Here is an 8,655-nt window from a genome sequence, read left to right on the forward strand (position 1 = left end):
GACGGGCCCTGTGATCGAGCGCCGGGCAGGCCTTGCACCTGCATTTCCCCGCAGGAAGCGGGGCGTCTTTCCTTGGACCACCAACGCGACACCAGCCGTCCGCGGTTGCGGCGACCAGCTCAAGATCAAGTCTAGCGCATTCGGCGGAGCTTTCCACACCGCGGTATGACCATACGTCCGCATGCGAGGTGACCGGGCGCCAGGGAATTGTTTTCAGGCCGCGGACGCTGAGAGATCCGAAGAGTGCGGTGTGCCGGCGGCCCGTGAGCAGAGCGGCCCGGCCGGCCGGCGCGACAGAGATCGAAGGGGCTGAGATGGCAGCGCAGACGCAGAGGGCCGTGCTGGCGGGCGGATGTTTCTGGGGGATGCAGGACCTGATCCGCCGGTTCCCGGGCGTGACGGCGACCCGGGTGGGCTACACCGGCGGCGACGTGCCGAACGCGACGTACCGTAACCACGGGACCCACGCCGAGGCCATCGAGATCCTCTTCGACCCCGAGGTGACCGACTACCGCGCGATCCTGGAGCTCTTCTTCCAGATCCACGACCCGAGCACCAAGAACCGCCAGGGCAACGACATCGGTCTGAGCTATCGCTCGGCGATCTACTACGTGGACGACGAGCAGAAGCGCGTCGCCGAGGACACGATCGCCGACGTCGACGCCTCCGGACTGTGGCCGGGCAAGGTGGTCACCGAGGTGGAGCCGGTCGGCCCCTTCTGGGAGGCCGAGCCTGAGCACCAGGACTACCTGGAGCGCTACCCCGACGGCTACACCTGCCACTTCCCCCGCCCGGGATGGCGGCTGCCCGCCCGCACGGAGGGCTGAGCACGGCACCCGGCGGCCCTGGCGGGCGGTACTCCGCCCGCCAGGGCCGTCGCGTTCACCCGCACCGGTTGGCGTGGTTGAAGTCCAGGACCACACGCTCGGGGCTGTGCAGCTTGAAGGCCTTGTACGTGGGTTTGGTCTGGAAGGCTGTCCCGAAGGTGACCACTCCTTCGAAGTCGCCGGTCAGGGCGAGCCCCTTCAGCTTGGACAACTGGATCTTCGCCAGCCGGGGTCCCCGGTAGACCGACCGGCCGGCGCTGTCGTGGGCGACCGCGGGTGAGAGCCTGATCTCCAGGAAGTACTTCCCCGGGAGGGGGACCTTCTTCCCGGAAGGGTCGTAGCGAAGCTGCTTGACCGCCTTGACACCGACGGTGGCGGTGGTGCCGCCGAGGTCGATGACGAGCCGGTCGTAGGTGCAGTGCCCGGCCCACCGGGCATTGACTACGCGGGCGGACGGGGAACTCTTGGCCGCTGTCTGCGGCTGCGCGGCCGCTGAAGCGGGGACCGTGGCGCCTACGGCAGTGAGAAGGACGCCTGCGGCGACGGCCGCACGGGATGGGTGGTGGTACATGACGCCCCCAGATGCTCCTGGTGAAGGGGACAGACGATTTCACACTGACAGACATGCGGGGGATCCGAATGGTTGCACTGCCGCCGGAACCAGGTTCCCCCCACCCTCCACGCCACGCCGGGTCCTGACAGCCGTTCAGGCCTGCCGCGTCGACGCAGGCCAGGACGTCGGGTGAGCCGTCAGCGGCGGGCGGCCCACACGGTGCGTTCGGTGCGTACCGCGAGATCGTCGCGGCGCAGGATGCCTTGCGGGCCGACCGGGTCGAGCAGCCGGTCGAGCGCGGCGAGGTCGGCGGGCGAGAGCTCGTCGCCCACCGACGCGCGCAGGCGCCGCAGACCCGCCAGGGCGTAGCGGCCCACCGCCGGGGAGCGGGTGCTGTCGACGTTCACGGTGACCGTGCGTTCGGCTTCGACGGTGAATCCGGCGTCGGCGAGCACGGGGCCCCAGTCGGTGCCGCGGTGCGGCACATGCGCGGCGTGGGGGCGCTCGGCGGCGGCATGACAGCGCTCCAGGAGACCGGGGGCGTCCTCCGGGGCGTCCACCGGCAGGAAGCGGGGGAAGCCCGCCAGTTCGACGACGGCGAACAGTCCGCCGGGGGCGAGTGCGCCGTGGACCTGGCGCAGGGTGCGTGCGGGGTCGGCCATGTGGTGCACGGAGGCGGAGGCCCACACGAGTTCGGGCGTGCCGAGGTCGGGCCACTCGGTGTCGAGGTCGGCCCGGACGGTCCGCACCCGGTCGCCGACTCCCTGCGCGCGGGCCTTCTCGTGCAGCCGGTCCAGGTGTGCGGCCGAGGAGTCGACAGCGGTGACGCGGGCCTCGGGGAAGCACTCGAGAAGGGCGAAGGTGCCGGCGCCGGTCCCGGCCCCGAGGTCGACGATGCGCCGTGGAGCCTCCCGGACCGGCAGCCATCGGGTGAGGAAGGCGAGGTGCTCGGCGAGTACTTCGGCATCCAGGTCGAGGACTTCCGACTGGTCGGCGTCGTGCCCGTGCTCGTGCTCGTGCTCGTGCCGATGCTCGTGCCGGGTCTGCTGTCCGTGCGGGTGGGCGGGGTGTGCGGAGTGGGCGCCGGAGTGCGCCGGGTGCGGCATGGGGTGGGTCATACGTCTCACGCTAGGCGGGACAAGGGCCCGCGGCCCCTTCTGTTTCGCCGAACGCAAGAAGGTCCCCCGTTCCGCTGCCGAAAGCGCAAGCGACCTCCCCGAAGCGGCCCCCGCCTCGGACGACTGAGCCGGTCACCGGGCAGGGCGGTCGGGTCCGGTGCCGTCCTCGTCGCGCTGATGGCCCCGCCGGGCGTCCCGGTCGAAGATGCCGAGGATCTCGCACGGTCCCCCCTCGGCGCCGATGGCGTGCGGCAGCATGGTGGGGAACTCGGCGGCCTGGTTGGTCTCGACCCGGAAGCGGCGGTTGCCCAGCAGCAGGGTTGCGGTGCCGGACAGGACCACGAGCCACTCCCGGCCCGGGTGTGCGCGCATCCGCGCGGGATTGTCCGGCGGGGGCTCCGTCATGCGCCGGCGTATGACGGTCATGCCCGGATCGGCTTTGACGGGCCAGCGCATCTGCGCATGAGCCGCGTCGATCATCGGGCTGGAGACGACGTCGTCCGTGGCCGTCTCGACCAGCTGGTCGAGGGAGGTGTCCAGCGCCCGTGCCAGGGTGACCAGCTGGTCCAGGGCCAGGCGGCGCTGACCGTTCTCGATACGGCTGAGCGTGGACTGGCTGACCCTGGCGCGGGCGGCCAGCTCCTCCAGCGACCAGCCCTGCGCCACCCGCAGGGCGCGGATCCGCTTACGGACCAGGCTGTCCAGCTCGCCGGCTTCTTGCGTCATGTGCAACATCGTATGCCCCTGATGCAAGCCGCGCCCGAGGCGCAGACCTGGGGCGCAAGCCCGGGGCCGGGGTTCCGCCGGGCCCACGTGCGTCGCGCATCCCCCTTGGCGCGGGGCCGCTTCAGTCGTCGCGGCCCATACCGCGATCGGGTGCACTCATGTCGCCGGTCCCGGGTGTGCCGTCGGCCAGCCCGTAGCGCAGGTACACCACGCCCGTCCGGCCGACCGCCGGCGGCTGGAGGAGGGTGACGTTCGTGGGCACCGCGCCGCCGTCGAACACCTTCTTGCCGACGCCCAGCACGATCGGGTGCACCCAGAGGTCGAGGCGGTCGAAGAGCTTCTCGCGCAGGAGGGTCTGCACCAGGTCGAGGCTGCCGACGACCTTGATGTGCTCGTGCCGCTCCCGGATCTCGCGCACCGCGCCGGCCAGATCCGGGCCGAGCTGCGTGGACCCGTCCCACGGCAGGTCGGGCCGGCCGCGGGAGGCCACGTACTTCGGGACGCCGTTGAAGAGCGTGGCGATGTCCCCGTCCTCGCCGCCCTTCTGGTGAGGCCAGTAGGCGGCGAAGATGTCGTACGTCCGCCGGCCGAGCAGGAGGGCGTCCGTGCCCTCGTACGCGGCGCCGATCTGGGCCCCGGTGACCTCGTCCAGCAGGGGCGCCTGCCAGCCTCCGAACGGGAACCCCACCGGGTCCTCGTCGGGGCCGCCGGGCGCCTGCCCGACGAGGTCGAGGGTGGTGAACAGCTCGATGTGGATGAGGCCCATGGTCGGCTCCTGACGCATCGGTTCGTACCGGTCGACAGGAAGACCCGCGGACTGCCCCGAATTCATCGCCGGGTCTAGTCCTCCACGTCGACGTGGTCGAACGTCCTCAGCATCTCGCGCAGCACCCGTACGCAAGCCCGTACCTCGGCGTCGGTGAGGTCGCCGCCGACCTGGCGGTTCAGGGTGTGCTCGCGGTCGAGCACCGCGGTGATGAGCGCCCGGCCCTCCTCGGTGAGGCGGATCAGCGACGAGCGCTGGTGCGCCGGGTTGGGAACGATCTGCACCCACCCGCGCGCCGCCGCGTCGTTGACCATCCGCTGCACGAACTGCCGGCTCAGCGCCTGGATGCGGCTCAGCTGCGGCACCGTCATGTCGCCCTGCCTGCGCAGCAGGTCCAGTACGGAGCGCACGCCGACCGAGGCGCCCTCGATCGCCTCGCCCTGTTCCACCTTGCGCAGGGCGCGCCGGTAGAGCGGGCCGACGAGGTCGAAGACCTCGACGAGGCGGTGGCCGAGTTCGTCGGGCGGGAGCGGGCTGCCGGTGTCGTTCACCCCGCCATCATGACACCTTGGTTGCCAAACCCGGAGCAAGATGACACCTTGGTTGTCATGACTGTTGCTTCGGAACTGAAGTACCCGGCCATGAACCACTTCGCCTCGGCCGACGGGGACCTCGCCTACCGCGAGGCGGGCACCGGGGATCTCGTGGTGCTGCTCCACTCGGGTTTCGTCGACCACCGGGTGTTCGACGCGGTGCTGCCGGCCCTCGCGACCGCCCACCGGGTCGTCGCCGCGGACATCCGCGGGCACGGCGCCTCCGCCAACGCCTCGGAGCCGTTCCGCTGGGCGGACGATCTGGCGGATCTGCTGCACCACCTCGACGCGGGTCCCGCGGTGCTCGTGGGCGTGTCGATGGGCGGCATCGTCGTCACCGACATGCTGCTCGAACACCCCGCACTGGTCCGCGCAGCCGTCGTGGCCGGAGCCTCGACCGGCGAGTTCGAGGACTCCGACCCCTGGCACCGGGCGATCCAGGCCGACACCGCCCGTGCGCTGGCCGCCGGTGACATCGAGAGCTGGCTGAAGGCGTTCCTCGCGTACGTGCCCGGACCGCACCGCACCCTGGACGAAGTCGACCCGGCCGTCCTGCGCCGGCTGCGCGAGATGGCCCTGCACACGCTCGCCAAGCACACCCCCGGCGAGGCGAACCTGCATGTGCCGGTCACCGGCACCTGGGCCCGGATGCCGCAGGTCGGCGTCCCGGTGCTCACCCTGAACGGGGCTCTCGACACCCCCGATGTCCTCGCCGCGGCGCAGCGACTGGCCGACACCGTCCGGCACGGACGTTCCGTGCTCGTCGAGGGCACGGCGCACTACCCGAACATGGAGAAGCCCGAGGAGTTCACCGCGGTCGTCGAGGAGTTCCTGCGCTCGCTCTGACCGCCGGGCAGGCGAACCGGCGGGCCGACGCGCAGCCTGCCGGCCCGCCGGCCCGTCCCCCGAGAACGCATCCGCTCTCCCCCGGAAGGTCCGAGGGAGAGCGGGTGGTGCCCGTGGGGGCGGGGCCCGGGGCGGCGGCCCGCCCGGAGCGGGGCCGGGTCAGGCGAGGGTGACCTGGACCGGAAGGTGCTTGATGCCGTTGACGAAGTTGGAGCGGACTCGCGGCACGTCCCCGGCCAGCTTGATGTCGGCGAGGCGCGGGATCAGCTCCTCGAACATGATGCGGATCTCGGTGCGGGCGAGCAGGTTGCCCAGGCACAGGTGGGGGCTGCCCTTGCCGAAGGTGACGTGGTCGTTGTTCTGCCGGGCGACGTCGAAGTCGTAGGGGTTGCCGAAGATCTCCTCGTCGCGGTTGCCGGAGGCGAACCACATGACGACCTTGTCGCCCTCCTTGACCTGCTTGCCGCCGAGTTCGGTGTCGCGGGTGGCGGTGCGGCGGAAGTGGTAGACGGGGGAGGCCCAGCGCAGGAACTCCTCGACGGCCGTCGGGATCAGCGAGGGGTCGTCCTTGAGGCGGGCGAGCTGCTCGGGGTGCTGGAGCAGGGCGAGCATGGAGTGGCTGATGGTGTGGCGGGTGGTCTCGTTGCCGGCCACCACCAGGAGCAGGAAGTAGTTGTCGAAGTCCTGCGCGGACAGCGGCACTCCGTCCCGGGGCACGGTGTTGACCAGCTTGGAGATCAGGTCGGTGCCCTCGCCGCCGCGCCGCTGCCGGGCCAGTTCGCGGCCGTACTCGAAGACCTCGATCGAGGCGGGGGAACGGAAGGGCAGGTCGCGGTACTTCTCGCTCTCCGCGCTGTGCAGCAGGACGTCGGCGTAGTCCGGGTCGGTGTTGCCGATGATCCGGTTGCCCCAGTCGATGAGCTGCTGGTTGTCCTCCGGCGGCACGTCGAGGAGGCGGGCCAGGACGTTGATGGGGAAGTCGGCGGAGACGTCCTCGACGAAGTCGAAGGTGCCCTTGGCGAGCGCCTTGTCGAGGGTGGTGGCGGTCAGGCCGCGCAGGAAGTCGGCGTAGCTGTTGATGACGCTCGCGCCGAACTGCCGCTGGATGACGCTGCGCAGCGCGCGGTGGCGGACTCCGTCCATCTCCAGGATGGAGGCGCGCTTCTTGATCTGGTCGTCGTCGACCTCTTCGAGGTTGACGAACCGGGTCGAGGTGAAGGTGTCGGAGTCGCGGTCGACGCGCGCGATGTCCGCGTGCCGGGTCACGGACCAGAAGCCGGAGTTGGGGGCCTCCTCGGGCTGCCAGTGCACCGGCTCCTCGTGGCGCAGGGTGTGGAACATGCGCCAGGGCGTGATGCCGTCGGCGAAGTTGTCCAGGTCGGCGAGGTTCACCTGGTCGAGCGGCAGGGGCTCGTCGAGGGCGGCGCGCAGTTCTTCGCGCGTGGTGGGGACGGCGGGGACGGCGGGGCTGGTCATGATGGCGGATCTCCTGGGCGAGGGCGTGGGGGGCTGGCTTACAGGTGGTAGGCGTACTCGGCGAACTCCCAGTCGGTGACGTGCCGGCCGAAGCGTTCGACCTCGTCGCGCTTGTAGGAGAGGAAGGAGGCGGTGAAGTCCTTGCCGAGGACGTCGGTGAGGGCGGTGTCCGCCTCCAGCGCGTCGAGTGCGCCGGTGAGGTTCATGGGCAGGGTGGCGGAGCGGGCGGTGTCGTAGCCGTAGCCCTCCAGCGGGGGCGGCGGCTCCTCGCCCGCCCGGACGCCGAGCAGTGCGGCGGCGACGGTGCCCGCGATCAGCAGGTAGGGGTTGGCGCTGGCGTCGCCGAGCCGGAGTTCGAGCCGGGCGCCGGAGCCGCGCTCCGGCGGGACGCGGAGCATGGCGCTGCGGTTGTCCAGGCCCCAGTCGATCAGCCAGGGAGCGAGGGTGTCCGGGCCGAAGCGCTTGTACGAGTTCACCGTCGGGTTGGCCAGCGCGGCGAGCGCGGGGGCGTGGGCGAGGATTCCGGCGATCGCGTGCCGGGCGGTGGCGGAGAGGCCATGGGCGCCCGCCGGGTCGTCGAAGACGTTGCGCCCCTCGCCGTCCTCGCAGGAGAGGTGGAGGTGGAAGCCCGAACCGCCGGCGTCGCCGAAGGGCTTGGCCATGAAGGTGGCCATGTTGCCTTCCTTGCGGGCCAGTTCCTTCACGGCCGACTTGAAGCGGAAGGCGCGGTCGGCGGCGTCCAGGGCCTCGGAGTGGGTCAGGTTGATCTCGTACTGGCCGCCGTCGAACTCGTGGTTGCCGGTGACGACCCCGATGCCCAGGTCGCGCAGCTGACGCAGGGTGCGCAGCAGGTGGTTGCCGGGGTCGGCGCGCAGTCCGGCGGTGTAGACGGCTCCCGTGGTCTGCGGGGACCTGCGCCAGCCGGCGGGGGCGGCGGGGTCCGGCTCCAGCAGGAAGTACTCCAGCTCGGGGCCGACGACGGGCCGCAGTCCGTGCTCGGCACACCGGTCCAGGACCGTGCGGAGCAGATCGCGGGGTGATTCGGGGACGGGTGCCGAGGTGGCGGGGTCGCGCACCTCGCCGAGGCAGGAGGCGACCCCGGGCTCCCAGGGCAGCGCGGTCAGCGTGGACAGGTCGGGGCGTACGGACACGTCCGGCAGGCCGGCGTCGAGGCCGCCGGCGACCGGCACCACGTCGCCCTGGGGGGTGGTGTGGTAGACGGCGCGGCAGAAGGCGAGACCGTGCTCGCAGGCCGAGGGCAGGTGGTCCACCAGCACGTCGCGGGCGCGGTCGGTGCCGATCAGGTCGGGGTAGCTGACCCGGACCACGTCGATGCCCTCGGCAGTGAGTCGGTCCAGGTGCCGACGGATGTCTGGAGTGTCTTGGGCGCTCACCGAAATCTCCTGGCGTATGCGGATGGACGGCGGGATGAGGGCGGTCACCGGGCGGGAGGGCGAGAGGCGCCGGCCGCCGGGACGGCTCGTTTGAGTCCGAACGGTAGGGAGGGGAACGGAGCTCCCGCAAGAGGGGGTTCGCAAAAAATTATCCACCTGGACAGCTATTGACCGGCGACGGTCGGCTTCCTATGTTGTTTGAAGCCAAACGAGTAGGGGACGCGGTTCCGCCGCCTCCCTTTGGCCGAGGGGTGCGGGCGGGGGGGGGCGGGCGCCCCCCCCCCCCGCCGCGGCGGCCCCCACGACGACCCCGCCGTTCCTGGTCGACATCAGCGAGCAGGGCCGCCCGGCCGTGT

The 8,655-nt window shown here is 71.4% G+C and carries 9 protein-coding genes; 2 read left to right on the forward strand and 7 right to left on the reverse strand.

Translation table 11 applies throughout. The features are described 5' to 3' along the window. Positions 1–314 precede the first annotated feature (314 nt). Positions 315–827, forward strand: coding sequence for a peptide-methionine (S)-S-oxide reductase MsrA (gene msrA, locus ABT085_RS40085; RefSeq protein WP_351620042.1), 513 nt, complete (start codon positions 315–317; stop codon positions 825–827). Positions 828–882: 55 nt separating this feature from the next. Here the strand turns inward: msrA and ABT085_RS40090 are convergent, their stop codons facing one another. The 5 genes from ABT085_RS40090 to ABT085_RS40110 form a co-directional block, all read right to left on the reverse strand. After that, the gene (locus ABT085_RS40090; RefSeq protein ID WP_351620045.1) at positions 883–1,398 is read right to left on the reverse strand and encodes an AMIN-like domain-containing (lipo)protein; all 516 of its coding nucleotides are present in this window, start codon (positions 1,396–1,398) and stop codon (positions 883–885) included. Positions 1,399–1,577: 179 nt separating this feature from the next. Continuing rightward, positions 1,578–2,498 carry a class I SAM-dependent methyltransferase gene (locus ABT085_RS40095; RefSeq protein WP_351620047.1) on the reverse strand — a complete coding sequence of 307 codons (921 nt, stop codon included), beginning with the start codon at positions 2,496–2,498 and terminating at the stop codon, positions 1,578–1,580. 132 nt (positions 2,499–2,630) lie between these two features. After that, positions 2,631–3,224 (reverse strand): helix-turn-helix domain-containing protein, encoded by a 594-nt coding sequence (locus ABT085_RS40100; protein ID WP_351620050.1) that lies wholly within the window; start codon positions 3,222–3,224, stop codon positions 2,631–2,633. A gap of 121 nt (positions 3,225–3,345) precedes the next feature. Beyond that, positions 3,346–3,990 carry a dihydrofolate reductase family protein gene (locus ABT085_RS40105; protein WP_351620053.1) on the reverse strand — a complete coding sequence of 215 codons (645 nt, stop codon included), beginning with the start codon at positions 3,988–3,990 and terminating at the stop codon, positions 3,346–3,348. Between the two features lie 74 nt (positions 3,991–4,064). After that, the gene (locus ABT085_RS40110) at positions 4,065–4,541 is read right to left on the reverse strand and encodes a MarR family winged helix-turn-helix transcriptional regulator (RefSeq protein ID WP_351620062.1); all 477 of its coding nucleotides are present in this window, start codon (positions 4,539–4,541) and stop codon (positions 4,065–4,067) included. A 57-nt stretch (positions 4,542–4,598) separates the two neighbouring features. Here ABT085_RS40110 and ABT085_RS40115 point away from each other — a divergent pair, with 57 nt between their 5' ends. Further along, the gene (locus tag ABT085_RS40115) at positions 4,599–5,429 is read left to right on the forward strand and encodes an alpha/beta fold hydrolase (RefSeq protein WP_351620065.1); all 831 of its coding nucleotides are present in this window, start codon (positions 4,599–4,601) and stop codon (positions 5,427–5,429) included. Positions 5,430–5,588: 159 nt separating this feature from the next. Here ABT085_RS40115 and ABT085_RS40120 read toward each other — a convergent pair whose 3' ends face one another. Next, positions 5,589–6,905, reverse strand: coding sequence for a cytochrome P450 (locus ABT085_RS40120; protein WP_351620068.1), 1,317 nt, complete (start codon positions 6,903–6,905; stop codon positions 5,589–5,591). A 38-nt stretch (positions 6,906–6,943) separates the two neighbouring features. Further along, positions 6,944–8,299, reverse strand: coding sequence for a glutamine synthetase family protein (locus tag ABT085_RS40125; RefSeq protein ID WP_351620071.1), 1,356 nt, complete (start codon positions 8,297–8,299; stop codon positions 6,944–6,946). Positions 8,300–8,655 lie beyond the last annotated feature (356 nt).

It is taken from the genome of Streptomyces sp. NPDC002265, from assembly GCF_040296125.1.
Taxonomy (GTDB): Bacteria; Actinomycetota; Actinomycetes; order Streptomycetales; family Streptomycetaceae; genus Streptomyces.

What these genes read in the sequence shown, in the direction of transcription:
- msrA (WP_351620042.1), top strand. Translation starts at nt 315, where the DNA reads ATGGCAGCGCAGACGCAGAGGGCCGTGCTGGCGGGCGGATGTTTCTGG.
- ABT085_RS40090 (WP_351620045.1), bottom strand. Translation starts at nt 1,398, where the DNA reads ATGTACCACCACCCATCCCGTGCGGCCGTCGCCGCAGGCGTCCTTCTC.
- ABT085_RS40095 (WP_351620047.1), bottom strand. Translation starts at nt 2,498, where the DNA reads ATGACCCACCCCATGCCGCACCCGGCGCACTCCGGCGCCCACTCCGCA.
- ABT085_RS40100 (WP_351620050.1), bottom strand. Translation starts at nt 3,224, where the DNA reads ATGACGCAAGAAGCCGGCGAGCTGGACAGCCTGGTCCGTAAGCGGATC.
- ABT085_RS40105 (WP_351620053.1), bottom strand. Translation starts at nt 3,990, where the DNA reads ATGGGCCTCATCCACATCGAGCTGTTCACCACCCTCGACCTCGTCGGG.
- ABT085_RS40115 (WP_351620065.1), top strand. Translation starts at nt 4,599, where the DNA reads ATGACTGTTGCTTCGGAACTGAAGTACCCGGCCATGAACCACTTCGCC.
- ABT085_RS40120 (WP_351620068.1), bottom strand. Translation starts at nt 6,905, where the DNA reads ATGACCAGCCCCGCCGTCCCCGCCGTCCCCACCACGCGCGAAGAACTG.